General features: G+C 39.8%; 16 protein-coding genes and 3 pseudogenes. 12 read left to right on the top strand and 7 right to left on the bottom strand.

Annotated elements, in window-relative coordinates:
• The 6 genes from rsxB to nth are packed head-to-tail and all read left to right on the top strand — an operon-like array spanning window position 1 to window position 6031.
• On the top strand, window positions 1-555 hold the full coding sequence (gene rsxB / locus J7338_RS07930) for an electron transport complex subunit RsxB (protein ID WP_210796549.1): 555 nt from the start codon (window positions 1-3) through the stop codon (window positions 553-555).
• 9 nt (window positions 556-564) lie between these two features.
• Window positions 565-2976, top strand: coding sequence for an electron transport complex subunit RsxC (rsxC, locus tag J7338_RS07925; protein ID WP_210796548.1), 2412 nt, complete (start codon window positions 565-567; stop codon window positions 2974-2976).
• Window positions 2976-4034: an electron transport complex subunit RsxD gene (gene rsxD, locus J7338_RS07920; RefSeq protein ID WP_210796547.1), complete on the top strand. Its 1059-nt coding sequence runs from the start codon at window positions 2976-2978 to the stop codon at window positions 4032-4034. Before rsxC ends, rsxD begins: the two co-directional genes overlap by 1 nt.
• Window positions 4031-4666 (top strand): electron transport complex subunit RsxG, encoded by a 636-nt coding sequence (gene rsxG / locus J7338_RS07915; RefSeq protein ID WP_210796546.1) that lies wholly within the window; start codon window positions 4031-4033, stop codon window positions 4664-4666. The genes rsxD and rsxG overlap by 4 nt, the downstream gene beginning before the upstream one ends.
• A complete protein-coding gene (locus J7338_RS07910) occupies window positions 4663-5361 on the top strand; it encodes an electron transport complex subunit E (protein ID WP_210796545.1) in 699 nt (232 codons plus the stop codon). Before rsxG ends, J7338_RS07910 begins: the two co-directional genes overlap by 4 nt.
• A gap of 37 nt (window positions 5362-5398) precedes the next feature.
• Window positions 5399-6031 (top strand): endonuclease III, encoded by a 633-nt coding sequence (gene nth / locus J7338_RS07905; RefSeq protein ID WP_210796544.1) that lies wholly within the window; start codon window positions 5399-5401, stop codon window positions 6029-6031.
• Window positions 6032-6290: 259 nt separating this feature from the next.
• On the opposite strand, the gene J7338_RS07900 is transcribed toward nth, so the two are convergent.
• Window positions 6291-7403, bottom strand: a complete 1113-nt coding sequence (locus J7338_RS07900) for a nuclear transport factor 2 family protein (RefSeq protein WP_210796543.1) — start codon at window positions 7401-7403, stop codon at window positions 6291-6293.
• A gap of 102 nt (window positions 7404-7505) precedes the next feature.
• Entirely contained in the window at window positions 7506-8414 is a 909-nt protein-coding gene (locus tag J7338_RS07895) for a helix-turn-helix domain-containing protein (protein WP_210796542.1), read from the bottom strand.
• Between the two features lie 352 nt (window positions 8415-8766).
• On the opposite strand from J7338_RS07895, the pseudogene J7338_RS07890 reads away from it, so the two are divergent.
• Window positions 8767-9012 (top strand): annotated as a pseudogene (locus J7338_RS07890) (endonuclease III); the annotation flags it as partial.
• Between the two features lie 87 nt (window positions 9013-9099).
• On the opposite strand, the gene J7338_RS07885 reads toward J7338_RS07890, so the two are convergent.
• Complete coding sequence (locus J7338_RS07885; protein WP_210796541.1) at window positions 9100-11418, bottom strand: CocE/NonD family hydrolase; 2319 nt, start codon at window positions 11416-11418, stop codon at window positions 9100-9102.
• 97 nt (window positions 11419-11515) lie between these two features.
• On the opposite strand from J7338_RS07885, the gene J7338_RS07880 reads away from it, so the two are divergent.
• Together J7338_RS07880 and J7338_RS07875 are read left to right on the top strand one after the other, a co-directional pair.
• Window positions 11516-13603, top strand: a complete 2088-nt coding sequence (locus J7338_RS07880; protein WP_210796540.1) for a winged helix-turn-helix domain-containing protein — start codon at window positions 11516-11518, stop codon at window positions 13601-13603.
• Between the two features lie 36 nt (window positions 13604-13639).
• Window positions 13640-13888, top strand: a pseudogene (locus J7338_RS07875) (endonuclease III); the annotation flags it as partial.
• Window positions 13889-14005: 117 nt separating this feature from the next.
• Here the strand turns inward: J7338_RS07875 and J7338_RS07870 are convergent.
• On the bottom strand, window positions 14006-14560 hold the full coding sequence (locus tag J7338_RS07870; protein ID WP_210796539.1) for a GNAT family N-acetyltransferase: 555 nt from the start codon (window positions 14558-14560) through the stop codon (window positions 14006-14008).
• Entirely contained in the window at window positions 14557-14730 is a 174-nt protein-coding gene (locus J7338_RS07865) for a hypothetical protein (RefSeq protein ID WP_182735430.1), read from the bottom strand. The genes J7338_RS07870 and J7338_RS07865 overlap by 4 nt, the downstream gene beginning before the upstream one ends.
• A gap of 184 nt (window positions 14731-14914) precedes the next feature.
• Here J7338_RS07865 and J7338_RS07860 point away from each other — a divergent pair.
• Both J7338_RS07860 and J7338_RS07855 read left to right on the top strand, forming a co-directional pair.
• Window positions 14915-15152: pseudogene (locus J7338_RS07860) on the top strand (endonuclease III); the annotation flags it as partial.
• Window positions 15153-15459: 307 nt separating this feature from the next.
• Window positions 15460-17370, top strand: a complete 1911-nt coding sequence (locus J7338_RS07855) for an aminotransferase class V-fold PLP-dependent enzyme (RefSeq protein ID WP_210796538.1) — start codon at window positions 15460-15462, stop codon at window positions 17368-17370.
• A 90-nt stretch (window positions 17371-17460) separates the two neighbouring features.
• Here the strand turns inward: J7338_RS07855 and J7338_RS07850 are convergent, their stop codons facing one another.
• Entirely contained in the window at window positions 17461-19095 is a 1635-nt protein-coding gene (locus tag J7338_RS07850) for a methyl-accepting chemotaxis protein (protein ID WP_210796537.1), read from the bottom strand.
• Window positions 19096-19369: 274 nt separating this feature from the next.
• Between J7338_RS07850 and gloA the strand changes: the two genes are divergently transcribed.
• Complete coding sequence (gloA, locus tag J7338_RS07845; RefSeq protein WP_210796536.1) at window positions 19370-19771, top strand: lactoylglutathione lyase; 402 nt, start codon at window positions 19370-19372, stop codon at window positions 19769-19771.
• A gap of 91 nt (window positions 19772-19862) precedes the next feature.
• On the opposite strand, the gene J7338_RS07840 is transcribed toward gloA, so the two are convergent.
• Window positions 19863-20129, bottom strand: a complete 267-nt coding sequence (locus J7338_RS07840) for a DksA/TraR family C4-type zinc finger protein (protein ID WP_210796535.1) — start codon at window positions 20127-20129, stop codon at window positions 19863-19865.
• Between the last annotated feature and the right edge of the window lie 454 nt (window positions 20130-20583).

Below are 20583 nucleotides of genomic sequence, written 5' to 3'. Positions count from 1 at the left end.
ATGACCTTGTTTTATGCCATGATTGCGCTGGGTTCACTGGCACTTATTTTTGGTTTGATCTTAGGATTTGCCGCAGTTCGTTTTCGTGTGCAAAGTAATCCTATCGTCGAGCAAATCGATACGATTCTACCGCAAACACAATGTGGTCAGTGCGGCTACCCTGGTTGTCGCCCATATGCTGAGGGTATAGCTAACGGCGACGAAATAAATAAGTGCCCGCCGGGGGGCGATGCGACTGTAAAAAAATTAGCGGATTTAATGGGGGTTGATGCCAAGCCTCTTGCCGGTGGTGAACAAGCTGAGCCAATAAAAACCGTTGCCTATATTCGTGAAGATGAATGTATTGGCTGTACAAAATGCATTCAAGCCTGCCCTGTTGATGCCATTGTTGGTGCCACGCGCCAAATGCATACGGTGTTAATTGACGAATGCACAGGCTGTGATCTATGTGTTGAACCTTGTCCTGTTGACTGCATTGACATGCTGCCAGTTGAAACCACAAAGCAAACGTGGAAATGGCAACTTGATGCAATCCCAGTAACACAAATAGATTAAGGGGCACACGTGGAAAAGCTCATTGCACAGATAAAACAAGGTAAAGTGTGGCCGTTTCCAGGTGGTATTCATCCACCGGGACAAAAAACAATTTCCAACACTCAAGCAATCACCCGTTTACCTTTGCCTGACAAACTCATTGTGCCATTAAAACAACATATTGGTGCTAACGGTCAACTAATCGTCGAAAAAGGCCAGTTGGTACTTAAAGGGCAAGCACTTACAAAGCCTGTTGCGAATTGGTCGGTGCCAATACACGCCCCCACTTCTGGTACTATCACTGATATTTGCCAAATGCCGTCTGCGCACCCATCGGCATTGCCTGAATTGTGTGTAATTATTGAGCCCGATGGCCAAGATAGCTGGTGTGTGTTAGCACCGGTGACAACACCGAGCCTGCTTTCTCACGATCAGCTTATCAATATTATTCATGACCGTGGTATTGCCGGTATGGGCGGTGCAGGATTCCCGACTTATATTAAAGCAGATAGTCGCAAAGCAATTGAGTATTTGATTGTAAATGCAGTGGAATGTGAGCCCTATATTACTGCTGATGATGTACTAATGCGTGAGCATGCTGCAGGCATTATTGCTGGCATAGAGATCATGCAGCAATTACTTACACCAACACTTACTATTGTTGGTATAGAAGATAACAAACCAGAAGCCATCGCTGCCATGCAGGCAGCGGCTGAGCATAATGACAAAATAATCATTCAAACCGTTCCTACTATTTACCCGTCTGGCGGTGAAAAACAATTAATTAAGTTACTCACTAATAAAGAAGTGCCAAGCGGCGGTATTCCCGCTGACATTGGTGTATTAGTTCAAAACGTAGGTACTTTATTTGCCGTTAATCAAGCCGTTTTTGAAGGTAAGCCGCTAATCGAACGTGTTATTACTGTCACGGGTAATACAATTCATAAACCCGGCAATGTGTGGGCATTATTGGGCACAGAGATAAAACACTTGCTTGACTGCCAAGGGTTTTCACCAGTACCACAACAACGCGTTGTGATGGGCGGCCCGATGATGGGCTTTACCTTACCAACGGTGCGTATTGGTGTAGTAAAAACTACTAACTGTATTTTAGCCCCAGATCATGATGAGCTGGCAGATCCCGGCCCTGAAAAAGCCTGTATTCGTTGTAGTGCTTGTGCTGACGCTTGTCCTGCTTCACTGTTACCTCAGCAATTACAATGGTTTGCTAAATCAAAAGAATACGACAAATTAAAAGAGCACAACCTGTTTGATTGCATTGAATGCGGTGCGTGTGCGTATGTGTGCCCAAGTGAAATTCCGCTGGTGCAGTATTACCGTGTGGCTAAAGTTGAAATAAAAGAACAGCAAGCTGAGCAAGTTAAAGCTGAACGTGCGAAAGAGCGCTTTGAACTGCGCAAGCAGCGTCTTGAGCGGGAGCAAGAAGCACGACAAAATCGCCACAAACGCAAACCAGCGACTGAAAAATCAGCTGACGAAAAACAAAAAATTGCCGATGCCTTAGCACGCGTTAAAAACAAACCCGCAAAAGACGACGACAAATCAGCCGTGGCCGCTGCAATTGCCCGTGCTAAAGCTAAAAAACAACATCAAGATACAGAGCTTGAACCTGATAACAGCGAGGTAGCATTAGAGCGCGCAGCGCGCAAAGAGCAAGCTCGCAAATACAAAGAACAAAAAGCCGCTAGCAATACAGCTGCTGTTCCGGATGATAAAAAGTCAGCGGTGGCCGCTGCGATTGCCCGCGCTAAAGCGAAAAAAGCGGCGGCATCAGAAAATGAAAGCGATAACACGACTGATGCAGCTACTGATGATAAAAAAGCCGCTGTCGCAGCCGCTATTGCCCGTGCTAAAGCAAAAAAGGCAGCACAGGCTGAACCAGCAGCAAGCGTAGAAAACGACAGCTCTGAAAGTGAAGTCGCTACAGCCTCACCTGCCGATGATAAAAAAGCCGCTGTCGCTGCTGCTATTGCTCGTGCAAAAGCGAAAAAGGCAGCACAAGCTGCAAGCGTAGAAAACGACAACTCTGAAAGTGAAGTCGCTACAGCCTCACCTGCCGATGATAAAAAAGCCGCTGTCGCTGCCGCCATTGCCCGTGCAAAAGCGAAAAAGGCAGCACAAGCAGCAAGCGTAGAAAACGACAACTCTGAAAGTGAAGTCGCTACAGCCTCACCTGCCGATGATAAAAAAGCCGCTGTCGCTGCCGCCATTGCCCGCGCTAAAGCGAAAAAGGCTGCAAAAGCTGAACAAGCGGCTAGCGTAGAAAACGACAATTCTGAAAGTGAAGCGGCACCTACTGCTATAAACGAAGCTGAAGGTAAGCCAGAACAAACTGCACAAGACAAGAAAAAGGCCGCAGTCGCTGCAGCTATTGCCCGAGCAAAAGCCAAAAAACTACAACAAGAAGGAAGTGATCAATAATGAAGCTAACGATGGCCAGTTCGCCGCATAGCCACAGTCATAAATCACTTAGCAGGTTGATGCAAACAGTGATCTTAGCCTGTATTCCTGGACTTATCGCGCAGCTGTATTTTTTTGGTACGGGTGTATTGATCCAGCTAATTTTAGCGTTAGTTACGGTTAGTATCAGTGAAGTCATTATTATGCTTATTCGTAAGCGCCCTGTATGGCCTGCGATTGGAGATGGCAGTGCATGGCTTACTGCAGTCTTATTAGCATTAAGTATTCCGCCACTCGCCCCATGGTGGGCTATTGTGATCGGTAGCTTTTTTGCCATCGTCATAGTTAAACAGCTCTATGGTGGCCTTGGTTTCAATTTATTTAACCCTGCCATGGCTGCATACGTGTTATTGCTTATTTCGTTCCCAGTGCAAATGACCACTTGGATGCCAATAAATGACTTACTCGCAAACCCAATTAGCTTAGCTCAACAGCTGAGTGTAATTTTCAACGGTTTTACAAACGGTGGTTTTAGTATTGATCAACTTCGAGTTGGGGTTGATGGCGTAACAATGGCCACACCTTTGGATACCATCAAAACTGATACCGCACATGGTTTAACCGTATCTGAAAGCATGCAAGCCGCTATTTTTAATAGTTGGCTAGGACGAGGTTGGGGCTGGGTTAATCTTGGCTTTTTAATCGGTGGCTTATACCTTATTAAAGCCAAAGTTATAAATTGGCATATCCCAGTTGGTGTACTTGCATCAATTGCTGTGTGCAGCGCAATTGGTTATATCGCAGCACCTGGTACCGAGCCTGGTATGATATTTCATTTATTTAGTGGCGCAACCATGTTAGGGGCCTTTTTCATAGCCACTGATCCGGTTTCAGCAGCTACCACAAATCGTGGCCGGTTAATTTACGGCGCATTGATTGGTTTATTAGTTTATTTGATCCGTACTTTTGGCGGTTACCCAGATGCCATGGCCTTTGCTGTGTTACTTCTCAATATGGCCGTGCCACTGATAGACTATTACACTCAACCACGTACTTATGGCCATGGGGTGAATAAATGATTATTTCATCAATGACAAAAAATGGCACTATCCTTGCGCTGTTTGCTCTGCTCACTACCTGCGCTATTGGTATTATCCATAACCTCACGGCTGGCAGTATTGCAGAGCAAGAGCGCAAACAACTTTCATTACAACTGCAAGATGTACTCGCCCCTGATTTTTACGATAATACTCTTTATCAAGATTGCGCTATCATTGATGATCCTTTACTTGGCAATAAACCACAAACCGTTTATCGTGCTCGCAAGGATGGCCAACCTGTTGCTTTAGTAATGCGCCACATGACGCCAAAAGGTTATAGCGGCGATATAAATTTATTAACTGCCGTATTTGCAAATGGTGACGTTGCCGGAGTACGTGTTACTAAACACGAAGAAACGCCAGGTCTTGGTGATAAAGTAGAAATGAAAAAATCTCTTTGGATCACCTCATTTAAAGATAAGACTATACTTGATGACGACGATACTCGCTGGGCAGTAAAAAAAGATGGCGGAGACTTTGATCAATTCACTGGCGCTACCATTACACCACGTGCCGTGGTTGGCTCAGTAAAACACGCTGTGTTATTCTCAAAAAACAATTTCGATGCGGTATTTAGTGCTGATAACGCATGCCAAGTAGGTGAGCCATGAGCCAATTAAAAGAACTGTTTAACGAAGGAATGTGGAAAAACAACCCTGCCCTCGTACAATTACTCGGTTTGTGCCCGTTACTTGCGGTGACCTCAACAATAACCAATGCGATGGGCCTCGGTTTAGCCACCCTGCTGGTATTAGTTGGTTCAAACGTGACTATTTCTGCGGTGCGAAACTGGGTGCCAAAAGACATTCGCATACCTGTGTTTGTGATGTTTATCGCAGGCTTTGTAACCATAGTGCAGCTATTAATGAATGCCTATACGTTTGGCCTATATCAATCTCTGGGAATATTTATTCCACTGATAGTTACTAACTGCGCTATTATTGGCCGTGCGGAAGCCTATGCCTCAAAAAATCCGATTCATTTATCAGCGTTTGACGGCTTAATGATGGGCTCTGGCTTTATGGTGGTACTGGTTGTACTTGGCGCAATGCGTGAGCTTATTGGCCAAGGCACTTTATTTGATGGCGCCGATTTACTACTTGGCCCTTGGGCATCTGTGTTACGTATTGAAGTATTTAGTTTTGATAACCAATTTTTACTCGCTATTTTGCCACCCGGCGCATTTTTAGGTTTAGGGTTGTTAATTGCTGCTAAAAATGTGATTGACGCACAAATAAAAGCAAAGCAAGTAGCACCACCAGTGGCCGAAAAAGGCCCACGAGCAAGGGTCACCAGTTTAACTTAAGGGGAAGCGCACAGTATTTACTGTGCGTTTAAGTTGCATGAATAAAGAAAAACGTCACGAAATACTCTCACGCCTACGCGAGCAAAACCCACATCCAGAAACCGAGCTTGAATATTCAAGCCCGTTTGAACTGTTAGTTGCGGTAACGCTATCAGCACAAGCAACTGACGTTGGCGTCAATAAAGCCACCCGTAAGCTATTTCCCGTCGCCAATACGCCACAAGCGATTTTAGATTTAGGCCACGATACGCTACGCGATTACATTAAAACCATCGGTTTGTTTAATTCCAAAGCTGCGAATGTTTACAAAATGTGCCAAATTTTAGTAGATAAACACAACAGCATAGTACCTGAAAATCGCGAAGCCCTAGAAGCCCTACCCGGCGTAGGCCGTAAAACAGCCAATGTAGTACTGAACACCGCTTTTGGCTGGCCGACCATCGCTGTAGATACGCATATATTCCGTGTATCAAACCGTACTAAGCTTGCCATGGGTAAAGACGTGGTTGCGGTTGAGCAAAAGCTCGAAAAAGTGATCCCCAAAGAATTTAAAGTCGATGTACACCACTGGTTAATCCTGCACGGCCGTTATACCTGTGTAGCTCGCAAGCCGCGTTGCGGTGCTTGTATTATTGAAGACTTGTGTGAGTTTAAGGATAAGACGGAATAGCTTTAATGCGCTTTGGGCAAGAAGCAGTCATTATCATCAGCAATTACTAATGACTTCAAATAGGCATTAGCTGACATCAGTTTTTTGGTTGATAAAATCAGCTAAATTCTCTAATAATGTATTCAGTATCACTAGGGCACTACAATAGACTTTTAGTACGCTTTATTTTAAGTAGCATTTAGAGATACACAATGTTCATCGTGTGTTCCCTTTCATTTTCGGTTTTAAACACCTATAAAGAACTAACACACCAAATAATTTAATTCTGTTGTAAAATCTCAACCATTTTCTGAGCGACAAGTGATGAGGATAGGTGATTTTGTCCTGTGACTATGCGCCCGTCGACTTCAACATGTGGTGTATTTCTGGCTGAATAGAAAAATTGACCTCCTCTGCTTTCAATGGTTTTTTGAATTAAGAATGGAAACTCTTTGAAGTAAGCGCGTGACTGATTTTCATAAGAATCAGGATAGCCTGATATCCGCTTGCCTGCCACTAGGTATTTACCCTCTTTCGTTTTTAAGTTAACAATCCCTGCGGTTCCATGGCAAACAGACGATACGATCCCTTGTTGCTCTTCATAAATAGTCATGGCGATTTTTTGTATGGCAACATTATCAGCAACCCCATACATCGCATTGCCTCCACCAACATAGTGAACGGCTAGGTAATTAGCTGGGTCAATCTGACTTGGCTGCTTAGTATTTTTGATCGCATACATAAAATCAGGTTCGTATAGATATTGCTTATGTATTTCCTCTGATGTATTTATATAGGCGAGTGGAATAGCTCCACCCTCTGGGCTAACAAAATCGACAGTGTAACCAGCCTTTTTAAAAGTGCCGTACGCTTTAACAATTTCTGAGAAACTAACACCCGTTGGTAATTTTGAATCGCCGTGAAAATGAGCATTGGAAACAATAAAAAGTATTCTTTTCCCACTCTGTTCAGACGTTTCACTTGTCGCAGCCTTACTTACCACCTTCCAATTACCCGATATTTTTTTTAATAGGAATAAGTCAACATAACGTATTGATTTTTCGGGTATCAAAATTTCAACCTTAGCGGTAGCAATGTCACCTTCGAAATCAATGGATAGTATCTCTCCTATTCTGCCATTAAATTGTCTCTTATCTTTAAACCATGAAGCATATTTATTTGGGCTAACAGGCCATATTTCTTGGCCTTTTTTACTGAGTAATAATCGAGCCTCTTTTGCAAAAGCCCGCTTGATTAAGTCAGGTTCATTGTACGATGTCCCTGTAATATAGTTTTGTAATGTCTGTGTGATTTGAGCCTCATTATCTATTTGAGGTTTTGCTGTCAAATCAAAACTCAATAAGGTGATCAAAAGTAAGAGTGAATATTTCATTGTTTTTCTCCGTAAAGTAACTGTTTATTAGATTAAGGAAAAAACCAGAGAAAACATTAGCGTCGAATAATTCCGTAGTACGAAATTATAATTCCGAAGAGGTTATAAGGCTTTATACTGCTTTAGGTATTGTGCAGGTGTTATATTTTCAAATTGTTTAAATGATGAATAAAAAGTAGATTGAGAGTTGTAACCGCAAGCTTCTGAAATTAACTCAATCGTCATGTATGAGTTTTCAACCAACAGCCTTTTCGCTTCTTCTATACGAAGCTCATTAACATACAGGGCAAAAGATTTATTCAAGTTATCGTTTAACAATTGCGATAACTGAGGCACAGATAATTGCAGTTTTTTCGCTAATATAGGTAAGGTTAAATTGGCATTTTTGTAAAGCTGTTCATTAATCATTAGCTCATTTAAACGTGTTATCAGCTGACTTGCTAATTCATGTGCAATTTTTTTATTAGCATAAGTCTGCTCTGAAGGTTTTCCCCCTTTATTAGATATATACCAAAGTGAGAGCGAAACATACAAAATAACTGAAAAAGACAAAGCTCCAGCGATATAAGAAGTATAAGACGCTGTAAAATATGCCAGCCAAATAAAAATCGTGCCGGCAAATACGTTGATACATAACAGTTCTTCTTTTGACAATCGAGTGTTGTCGCCAGCTAAAACAAATAGTTTGGGAAATAATTGAATAGCCGCAGCCATCATATATAAGCCCCAAGTTATATTGATTACTCTATATAACGATCCCCATAGTTCAACATTAGACTGATAAGGATACAAAACGCCAACACCAAAGATCAAACTAATAAGTAAAGCAAGGTGTAACTTCCAATTAAACCTAAGCTTTTCTATATTAGCGGTTTGACTGACGACATAAAAATAAAGCAGTGGACCAATCAAAAAGCATGCAGACAACCCCAGTTGCAAAAACTGCTTGCCTAGCGTTGGATCAAAGTAAAACCAAATTGATTTAGAAATGCGTAAGCTAATAACTAACATGAGCAACGCTAGTAAACGGCGTTGAATTGACGCGGGATTAGAAAAAAGTAAATAGGCAGTCAACAACAGTCCATTAAAGGCACCTAACGCACTGAAGAAAAAAAGTAACTGACTATTCATTTCACGGTATGTTTATTAGTGGCTATATTGAAAGTAGTCTACGTTGCATAAAGAGGGATGTCTATATTCATAATCTTTTGCAAATTGATTTTAATATTTACCTACCTGCTTTTAACAGTGCTACGAACGGCTTAGACTTAAAGCTGCCTTTTTTAAATTCAGTAGTCAATCTCCTCTAATGACAAAAAACAGAAACCACTCTATGAACTCCCAATATCTACCATCCTTATATTTCGGCTGGCCTACAATCGCTGTAGATACGCATATTTTCCGTGTTTCTAACCGTACTAAACTTGCCATGGGTAAAGACGTGGTAGCGGTTGAGCAAAAGCTCGAAAAAGTGATCCCTAAAGAATTTAAAGTCGATGTACATCACTGGCTCATTTTACATGGTCGCTATACCTGTGTGGCGCGTAAGCCAAAATGTGGCAGCTGTATTATCGAAGACTTGTGTGAGTTTAAAGATAAAGTAGAGTAAAAACATGAATATGTAAGTTCATGCTAACCGAATGAGTTTATTCAGTTAGCAGAATTTTCACATTAAACAGAGATCAAACGGGATTGTTTAAATTTCTTTAACCCACGGTTTTAGGGGTAAGTTAATTTGTGACGATAAATACCATTTCAATTTCATTGGTTTGCCGACATTTAACAGTGTTTCATGGTTAACCAGTTTTCCAGAGCCTAAGTTAACTTGCGCTTCGATATTCTTATTCACATTTAATACAAGGACTATTTTACTACCCTTTTCAATCAGCTTAGACGTAAAGCGTGCATTAACTATTGGAACACGTCGTTTAACATTTGGCGTTAATAAACGTCGTGTACTCATATCGTCAGCATAACTCGCTCGACTTCGATAATTGTTTAAGTGGAAAGCATTTCCATTCGCGGTGACTTCATAGAAGTTAAATCCGATATCCACGTCTTTCTTATTGACGGCTATGTCAAAAAATCCTGAAATTGCTCCGGTGAGTTCCATATCTTGTTTAAACACTGGCGTTTCTATTTGAATACCTCCTTGTTTGTTTATTTGCTCACTAATTACCGGCCATTGCGATCGGTTACGTTGTTCACTTCTGTCGCTCATATCTACCGTTTGCTCTATGTAATGATTCGCGTGCGAAGAAGGCGTTTGTGCTAACAAATAATTGTGCTCTGTGTCCGGTTTATTTGTTTGAATATAAAAGCTTAAGTGTCGTTGGTTGAGCGCTTGTAACGAGTCTGAAAAACGCCATTCGTTTGTTCCCATGATTTGATAGTTCACTTTATTTTGCACTAGCTTGGGTTTTGTTTTGCCTTTCAAAATATGATCAAACCATGCAAATGTAATTTCTTCAGTGTCTTTTTCTAAAGCGACAGGATCAAGTTCATAGTTACTGTGATGAGAACGAGGTTTCCCTTGTGCCGACCCATGATTATAAGGACCAATTAACAGTGCGTGATTAGCATTTTCATTATATTTATAGTGCTCATGCATATAATGTAGGGCTGAGATCTGGCCTCCTTCAAAATAGCCAGTAATGCTTAGTACAGGTATGTTGATGTGTTTGTAGTCGTCCTGATGAGGAACCATTTTTTGATAGTAAGGAGCGTCTTCTGGGTGTGCTAACCATTTTTGCAGCCACGGACTAGGTTTATTGGCTATTTTGTCAATATCGACGAAAGGACGGCCGCTACTGTAGAGTTCATTGACAATGTTATTTGTTCTTTGCCAGTCGCTATAAATGCTGTTATCAACGGTTTTGTTGTTGGTAGCATACAATGGCCACTCGAAATTTCCAGTCAATGCAATGTTGTTTTCATAAGGGAGGCCGGTTATCAAATTTGCTGCGACATATGGAGCCATTGCTTTTAGCCCTTTCGGCATGTGTTTTGCTGTCGCCCATTGCGTAAAGCCGTTATAGCTGCCACCGTACATAACAACGTTACCATCGCTCCAAACTTGTTCAGTGATCCAATTGATCAGTTGTGATGCATCTTCTCCTTCGTGCTCCCACGGCACGATGTCATTATTGCTCGAACGCTTACCTCGAGAATTGGCAACTATACCAATATAACCATGTGCAGCGGCATGCATGGCAGTTTTAATGTGTGCGGTTTCATCTGCATAGATGGTGTATTGCAAGGCGGTGCTGTTAGGCTTGGTTTGACCTCGACTTCTGACAATCGTAGTAGAAATTTCAATACCATTTTTTAATTTCACAAGTACATCAGGTTGAATGACAAATCGGTCCTGTTGTTCCAATTGTATAATATCGTTTGCAATAGGAATGATGGCGTCGAGGACCTGATATAAGTGGTGATTAACCGCAAGGTTTATCATGTCACCTCGAGTCAACGATGATTTTTTTTGCAGCTGTTTAAATATGTTTAAAACATATTCTTTGGCGTTCGAAACCGACCAACCAAGTGCAAGCGACAATTGAACAAACCCTTCATCATTCAAATGTTCAACCTTACTTTTAATTAAATCATTAGCTTTATTTACAAAACTTTCTTTAGTTGAGTTTTGACCGTTTAAGGCAAGGCGAGTTTGATGAAAAAATTGGTAATGAGAATATTCCAACGTATTTTTTTGTCGCCTCATAGCACTCGATATTTTGTCAATATCTTCTCGTAGTGAAAACAATGCAATTTTGTTAAACATGCTTTGTTGGTTTATTTCTTTCTCTTTTAGGCTTTGTGCAAAAGACGATAAATCGCTCTTAATTTCATCAGATGTCAAAAGAGCAAATTGTCCAGATTCGGTGCTTAAATCAGTCTTGGAAATAATGTTGGAGATAGAGTATGTCTGATCATCTGCTGCATAGGTATTTGGAATAAATTTTAGTAATATAATGACCGAATAAATCGCTATTGATGTTAAACTTATTTTTTTCATTTGTGCTTCCATTGTATGGTTTTCATCGCGGATGGTTTCACTCTATAGAGGTGAAAAGATAAAGTCCTGACAAAGAGGTGAATCGTTATGACTTTTTGTGACAACCTTTATTTTAAAGGGCTACGTAATAGGAATATGGATAGGTATGCGTTGGAAAATTGAAGGTTTTGAGTTTAGCGAACAGCATCAAATGTTATGCAATGAACAAAATATGGTTCGAATAGAACCTATGGTGGGTGAGCTTTTAACTTATTTTTGCCGCCATCCAAATCAAGTTATTAGTAAACAACAGCTATTAGATAATGTTTGGCATGGTCGCTACGTCAGTGACAATACAGTAAGTAAATTGATCACTAAACTGAGAAAAGTACTACAAGATGACGCTCGAAATCCTCAATTTATTGTAACAATACCTAAACGGGGCTACCGGTTTATAGCGTCTGCCACGCAATTAACAGATTCAACTGACTTCCTTACCAAACAAGATATTTCTTATCCTAAGAGATGGATTGACAAGCGAGTCCAACTTTTATTACTCCCCTTAACTTTTGCTTCATTATTTTGGTTTTATTTTTCAGACCACTCTCCCGCTAATACTTTTATTTCAGCCAAGGCCGTCACAACAGATATCGGCAGCGAGTATTTTCCTAGCTTTGCGCAGGACGGTATTCGCCTCGCTTATATGAATAATAATGGAGAAAAATTTAAACTGTTCGTAAAAAACATCATTTCTGGTGAACAAGTTGAAATCAATCACGGAGAAGAAAACGGAGTAGGTCCAGGCAGTTGGAATGATAAAGGCACAAAACTTGTGTATCTGGTTGCTTCCCCCGAAAATTGTCAATATTTTATTAGCGAGTTTGATGGCTTAGTAATGTCTAAACCTAAATTAATACATACCTGCAAAGCTGGCAGCTATGGCGCTATAAAATTCACCCATGATGATAATATTGTCATTTTCTCTGAATCTCCGGGGATGAATAAACCTTACTCGCTTTATTCACTGAATATTAATTCAGGTAAAACTCAATGGTTGCCGCAGCCCGAGTTACATTTAGAAGGTAACAGCCAATTTGACCTTCATCCTACCGAGAACAAGCTGCTTATATCATCGCCGAATCAACAACAATGGGAGGGGTTTTATCAACTCGACTTAGAGACACAGCAATTAAACTTATTGTTCAAACTAAATGCCTATATTTGTTGTGGTATCTGGTCGCATGATGGCAAACACGTTGTCATGATGGGTGAACATCCAGCTCGTGAAATTGTGCAATATTCTCTAAACGGCAGCGATAAAACAATTCTGTTTACGAGTTCACAACAATTACATCGGCCAGAAAGACACAGTAATGGTGTTGATTATGCGTTTTCAGTATTTGAGCATGATATAAATGTTGATGAATATAATATCTCTGAAGATAAAACACAGTCCATACTAAATGATACCTTCGATGAAAGACTCGCTGTATTATCACCTAGCACAAAACAAGTGGCATATATCAGCTTAACCACAGGTAACGAAGAGCTATGGTTGTATGATCGTGAGACAAAAAAAAAGAAAAAAATCACCCAGTTTGCTGATGGTCGACACTATATCGATTTAACTTGGTCCCCAGGGGAACAAAGCATTGCTGGAGTTACTTTAAATTCTATTCACGTAATTACCACAACCACTGGTGAGACAAAAGTACTGCCTTTACCAGAAAAAGAATTTAGAGGTGTGTCTTTTAAATCCCTCAACATAATAAGCTTTAGCATTAAACTCGATTCCAACTGGCAAGTGGTTGAATTTAATTTGGACGACAATTCAATGGAACGAATTGACTCGAAATGGCGAAGCATTCAATACACTTCTGCAACAGACAATTGGCTTTGGAATGATCAAGACGGAAATTGGTATCATGGCGAAGATGCAACTCCTTTATTGTTACCTAAACATAACGTAAACGCTTTTTATGGTAGACAATTCAACGTCAAAAAAAGTGAAAATCGCGTTGCGTTTTACGACCCTAATAAGAGAAAAATAAATATTTACGATATCGAGTCTGATAAGCCTGTCACCACTTTATATAACCAAGTTGGGCATTTTTCGCTTGTTGGTGATGTTGTTTTATTTAGTAAAAATTCGTCAAAAATTAACGACAGTGATATTTATCAAACCTATAATAATAGCCCTAAATAAACAGGGAATTAATAGAAGGTTGATCGACCTTAATTATCTTTCGGCTGGCCGACAATCGCGGTAGACACCCATATTTTCCGTGTTTCAAACCGTACCAAGCTTGCTATGGGTAAAGACGTTGTAGCGGTTGAACAAAAGCTCGAAAAAGTGATCCCCAAAGAATTTAAAGTAGACGTACATCACTGGCTTATTTTACATGGACGTTATACCTGTGTGGCGCGTAAGCCAAAATGTGGCAGCTGTATTATTGAAGACTTGTGTGAGTTCAAGGATAAAACTGAATAATGTTTATTCTTTTTTGGGCCAATAAGTAAACTTTAAATTTTTATCTTTGCTGTTGGTTTTTTGCATGCATTATTTAACTGCTAATGGCTAACAAATTACATTAAAATGACGGTATTCTTATTCAATTTTTAGTAGTTCGATTTTAAGTAAAGAAAACAATAAATTTCCTAAAAAATGCTTGTACATAGCTTCTATTTCTTCTTTAGATATAGTTCCACCACGTATAAGGACTTCTTGCCGCTCAGCTGGCTCTTTTATGATAAACCCGGTAGAACTGAACCCATTTTTTTCATAAAACGCTTTGCGCTTAACTCTTTGTTGATAGTTTTCTGTCTTTTCATCAAGCTCCTCAATAGTGAGTACTATTCTTTTATTTGAATACTTTTCATTCATAGAATCCATTACTTTGCTTCCGTAACCACTTGAGCGGAGCAATTCAGATATCGCAAAAAACTTTACACAGATAATTTGTTTATATTCTTTAGTGTAGAGAAAACCAACCCATTTATTATGATCATAAATAATATCAAAGCCATTCTTTCCATTCCTCATTCTGTATTTAACAAGCCATTCTGGTAGTCTGTGAACTTTTGGAAAAGCTTCGAAAAAAAGGTCTATAACTTTTGAATAGTTAAAATCATGTTTGTTAAGTGGGCGAAAAGTGATCATCATATTAACCCTGCAAGCCAATCAACAGTTAAGATAGTAGTAAAAACCTTTAATCCAATCAAACCGAAAAATATGAATATAAATGTAACTTTAATTTTTTTACTTTTTATATTATTCCAAGATAGAAGTTTTGCTTGAAATTCACTTTTTAGCTCATCAATATCCTCTTTCATACATAATTCCCTATCTCGTGCTGTAATTATATCAACTACAACACAAGGTAATATGAGTTACCAAATTAACTTTGTAACTAAAAGTTTCGATGAAGCCTAATGCAAACACATGATCTTTGCTCTTTAGGATTTCAACTACCAACATTTTGAAAGCTAGTTACATCTGCCTTCCTTATATTTAAGTTGGCCAACCATTGCTGTAGATACCCACATAGACCGTGCATCAAACCGTACTAAGCTTGCTATGAGTAAAGACGTGGTCGCGGTTGAACAAAAGCGAAAAAGTGATCCCCAAAGAATTTAAAGTAGACGTACACCATTGGCTCATACTGCACGGACGTTATACCTGTGTTGCCCGTAAACCAAAATGTGGCAGTTGTATTATTGAAGACTTATGTGAGTTTAAAGATAAAACTGAGTAGATATAGACCCAAACCTGTAGATAAAACACCTTCATTTTAAACGATTATTAATTATAAACCTCAATTATCAGGCTTATAAGAATAAGCTCAGTGATTAATTCGCATTCCAGCCTTTTTTTCTGTTTATTAAAGTAGGTGCCTAACTTTGGCACCTTTCATTTTCCATACCTTGTAAATCAATTTAAATAAAATCTGTTTATTCGTGATTTGGCGTAATTATTAGAATATTTTCAAAGTATTAATTTCACAAGCGTCAATCCTTTAGTTATGCTGTTGAGCATTATGAAATTTTATTGCGAGAATTCCTATGTTACCTATACTTCGTATCTTGTTAATTGAGCAAGACCCCGCCACCTTGCAAGAGCTTTCTACTAATCTGTCGAAAACCATCCCAAATTTTGAGCGAGATGATATTCATATCGATATTATTGAGCGTCTTGAGCTAAAACAAGCATTGGACATTGTAGAGGAAGATGGCGATATTCAGGCCGTAGTGCTTAGCTGGGATTTGCAAAATAAGGTTGGCGAGCGAACTTATAGTCGCTTTATCGAGCAGTTAAAGGGGATCCGCCTTGAGTTGCCTGTTTATGTTATTGGCGATGATACGAAAGGGCTAGAAATCGTTAATGAGTCGGAGGAGATTGAGTCTTTTTTCTTTAAAGATGAGGTGATTTCTGATCCTGAAGCAATTTTAGGCTATATGATTAACGATTTCGATGACCGCTCAGAAACCCCATTTTGGACGGCGTATCGCCGTTATGTTGGCGAAGCGAACGATTCTTGGCATACACCGGGTCACAGCGGCGGCTCCAGCTTTAGAAATTCCCCTTATATCAAAGATTTTTATCAGTTTTATGGTCGTAATGTGTTCGTTGGCGATCTGTCGGTTTCAGTCGATTCGTTAGGCTCATTGTCAGATAGCACCAATACCATTGGCCGTGCGCAAGAATCTGCTGCGGCGACATTTGAAGTAAAGCATACCTATTTTGTGACTAACGGTTCATCAACTTCAAATAAAATCATCTTGCAGACACTGCTGCGCAAGGGCGATAAAGTGATTATCGACCGCAATTGTCATAAATCTGTGCACTATGGCATCTTACAATCAGCCAGTTTGCCAGTTTATTTGTCGAGTATTTTAAATCCAAAATATGGCATCTTCGCGCCGCCGTCGTTGGCCGATATAAAACAGGCGATAGAACAAAATACCGATGCGAAGTTGCTGGTGCTCACCGGTTGTACTTACGATGGCCTACTGAGCGATCTGAAACAGGTGGTAGAGTTTGCCCATCAACATGGTATTAAAGTATTTATTGACGAAGCCTGGTTTGCTTACTCCTTGTTTCACCCAAGCCTACGATACTATTCCGCCATTCATGCTGGCGCTGACTACGTCACCCATTCAGCGCATAAAGTGGTATCGGCGTTTTCTCAAGCGTCTTACATTCACGTGAACGACCCTGATTTTGATGCTGATTTCTTTCGCGAGATTTACAGCATTTACGCTAGCACATCGCCAAAGTATCAGCTTATTGCGTCGCTTGACGTGTGCCAAAAGCAATTGGAGATGGAAGGCTATAAACTGCTCAATGCCTTGCTGAACCATGTGGAAGAATTTAAACAACAGATGGCGTCACTCAAGCAGATTAAAGTTCTTGGTAAAGAAGACTTTATGGAAATATTTCCACACTTTAGTGGCGATAACATGGGTCACGATCCGCTAAAAATTCTCATCGATATTAGCGAATTACCTTATTCATTAAAGGATATTCATAAATACCTGCTGGATGAAATTGGCCTAGAAATAGAGAAGTACACTCACAGTACCATTTTGGTGTTACTGACGCTTGGCGGCACGCGCTCAAAAATAATTCGCCTTTACAATGCGCTGAAGAAACTCGACAGCGGTAAAGTGAAGTTGTCAAAATCGACGCGACGATCTCGCTTGCCTGAGAATCTACCAGCAATAGACCTTGCGTGTATTCCAAGTGATGCTTTTTATGGTGAGCGCGAATCTGTGCCTATCGCTAAAAGTAACAACCGTATTTGTGCCGGTTTAGTTACCCCCTATCCACCAGGCATTCCGCTTTTGGTGCCTGGGCAGCATATTACTGAGGAACATATAGACTATCTAAAAGAGTTAGCAGGGCAAGGTTTGACGATTCAGGGGAGTTTTGATGGTGAAATCTATGTTCTTAAGGGTAAAGTTAAACAGTAAAGGCTGTCGTTTAACCCCCAGCTTAGAGTTTAAAAAAGCCGCGATCATTCTATGAATGTCCGCGGCTTATATTTAGACTAATTTCAGGTATTAATTACGCAGTTCAAAGCGACTCAAACGGCCTTTCAAGCCATGTGCTAAGTTACTAATTTCACTACATGCTATTGCTGTTTGAGACGTTCCCTCTGCCATTTCTGTTGATGAGTTATTAATCTGTTCAACACTGCGGTTCAAGTCTTCTGATACCGCAGTTTGCTCACTACAAGCCGTGGCTATTTGCGTGCTCATATCAGCAATTTGATTAACCGATTCTTCGATTTCATCAATTTGTGTGCCGGCATTTTTTGCTTGCTCAACACATGAAACAATTCCTTCGTGGCATTGTCTACTTGATACTTCCATCGCTTTTGACTTTTTCTGTAATTGCTCAACAATATCAACAATTTCTCTTGTTGAGTCTTGTGTTCTTTTTGCAAGTGAACGCACTTCGTCAGCGACAACAGCAAACCCTCTGCCTTGTTCCCCCGCCCTAGCTGCTTCAATTGCAGCATTGAGGGCTAGCAAATTCGTTTGTTCTGCGATTGCCCCAATCACATCCACAACAACATTAATATTATTTGAGCTGGTTTCTAAATCGTTTGCTAGGCGCCCTGATTCATCAATTGTGACTGATACTTTTGATATTTCAGTCACCATTTGCTCTAGTAATAAGCTGCCATTTTTAGCCATATTTGCAGAATCGTTAGCTGAGCCTGCTGCTTGTTCTGTGTTTTGTGCAACTTCTGATACAGCGGCTTGCATTTGTGTCATGGCTGAAGCAACTGAATGCAGTTCAAGTTGTTGGTTTTGCATTCCTGATGCTGTCTGAGACGAAATTGTGCTCACCTCTTCAACCGCAGATGTCAGCTGAATTGTTGCATCGAATACTTCAGTAACAAGGTCATTCAAATTATCTTGCATTAAATTAATTTGCAACAACAAGTTGCCTAGCTCGTCTTTACTAAGGTTTTTTTCATCTAGCACATTATTAAGCTTACCCTTAGCAATTGCCGAAGCTAATGTAAGCGCATGCTGAACGGGTTCACGTACCGATTTAATAAGCCAGATAGAAGCTGCGATTATTACGGCAATAACACACAAGGCTCCAACAATAGAGACCCATAAGGTAAAATCTAATCGTTCTTGGACAGTCTGAGATATTCTATCTACGTTTTGTTCATTTATTTTTACAGCTACATCTAGGCTAGTGATAGCATTTTTATAAGCGTCGAAACTGTCTAGCACAACCTTATTAGCTTTTTCTAATTGTCCTGTAGAAAGAAACTGACCATATCCTTGCGTTTCATCACTATAATCACTCCAAGCACCTTTAAACTGGTTTAGAGCAGCCACTTCTTCAGATGAAAGAGAAAGCGCTTCGTATTTTCTTAACGTCTCATTTAATAACTCACGTTTTTGATCAAGATCACCAAGCCAAGTAGATAATTTAGGATTATTTGCATTAGGTATTAAAGAAAACTCATCTTTACGGATATCAGTTAAAATAACTTGAATTGATTTTAATTCGCTGATTGATGGCAGGCTATCTTGAATTATCGTATCAACATTATCATCGAGTTCAGATAAGCTCTTATTCATGATAAGGCTTAGAATGAAAAAGATAATAAATACCAGAGCAAAGCTCCCCCAAATTTTCTTTCCTACACTTAAATCTTTCAGTTTCATATATTTTCTCAATATTCAAATAGTCAACATGAACTATATAATCAATGGGGTAGCCAAAATTTATTAATCTTAGTTGGATTCTCTTCCACTCATAAGCATAGATGTTATCGACCGTTTTACGAAAAAGTTTATAAAAAGTTTTGCCTATGTATTTGTATAAAATTAGCAATCTAACGAAGATTTTTTTACACCAAAGAGTGATAGAATGAATCCCTGCACTATTTTCATATCATCTAAAAATTAAGGGTGATTTTACTTGCCATGAGGACTATAAATGCGTTTATTACACACCATGTTACGGGTTACTGATCTAGAAAAGTCGATTGAGTTTTACACCCAAGTACTCGGTATGAAAGAGTTACGCCGTGCTGATAACGAAGAGTACCGCTATACCCTAGCCTTCGTAGGCTATGGCGATGAAAAAGACACAGCAGTACTAGAGCTGACCTATAACTGGGATACCGACAGCTACGATTTAGGCAATGCTTATGGTCATATTGCCATTGAGTTTGATGATATCTATAAAGCCTGTGCTGATATCAAGGCCGCTGGCGGTAATGTAAGCCGTGAGCCTGGACCTGTTAAAGGCGGCATAACAGAAATTGCGTTTGTAAAAGATCCTGATGGCTACTCAATTGAATTAATTCAGAAAAAAGATAATATGAGTAAATTTTAGCAAATATATGTAATAGGTTTGCTAATTCGCTTTTTATTTATTTAAGCTCAACTCTGATACGATATTAAAAAAGGTGCTGTAGGCACCTTTTTTATCGTAATTGACTGTCTTTACTACCGCGTCGGTTAAACCCTTTAGAGTGCGTGCCTTTACCTTCTACTTCAGCTTGGCAGCTTACACAATACTTAACACCAGGTAACGCAAGTCTTCGTGCTTGTGGTATTGGTTCATTACATTCTTCACATAGCTCTGCACTGGCTCCAGAAACTAAATTACTTCTAGCATATTGCACAGCATCATTAACGCTGGCATCAATTTGATCTTGAATTGCACCATCTCGTGCCCATCCACTTGCCATATAACCTCCTATTTATTTGGACGTTTATATGTACGCTAACATAGATGAAGTTTAATTAAGCTGAATATAAGAAAGGGAAAGATACTAATAAAATTTAGGAGTTATTATATAAAATATTTAATTTTTAGATTTTAACTTGGATGAATAATTCTGAAGTAACTATAGAAATTCAGTTAAATTGATGTTATAGGCTTTTTAATAAAAGCCATCTTACTAATAAATAGTAAGTTGCGTCCCAAGAGATTAGTACTCTTGTTAACGTTGTGTATAGAGAGTGCGGTGTCACACTGCTTTATACATTACTTAAAATAAGTAAGTGGCGTCCCCAAGGGGATTAGTACTCTTGTTAACGTTGTGCATAGTGAGTGCGGTGTCACACTGCTTTATACATTACTTAAAATAAGTAAGTGGCGTCCCCAAGGGGATTAGTACTCTTGTTAACGTTGTGCATATT

The organism is Pseudoalteromonas ostreae (assembly GCF_018069805.1).
Taxonomy (GTDB): Bacteria; Pseudomonadota; Gammaproteobacteria; order Enterobacterales; family Alteromonadaceae; genus Pseudoalteromonas; species Pseudoalteromonas ostreae.
This window is presented reverse-complemented; position numbering and strand designations above follow the sequence as displayed.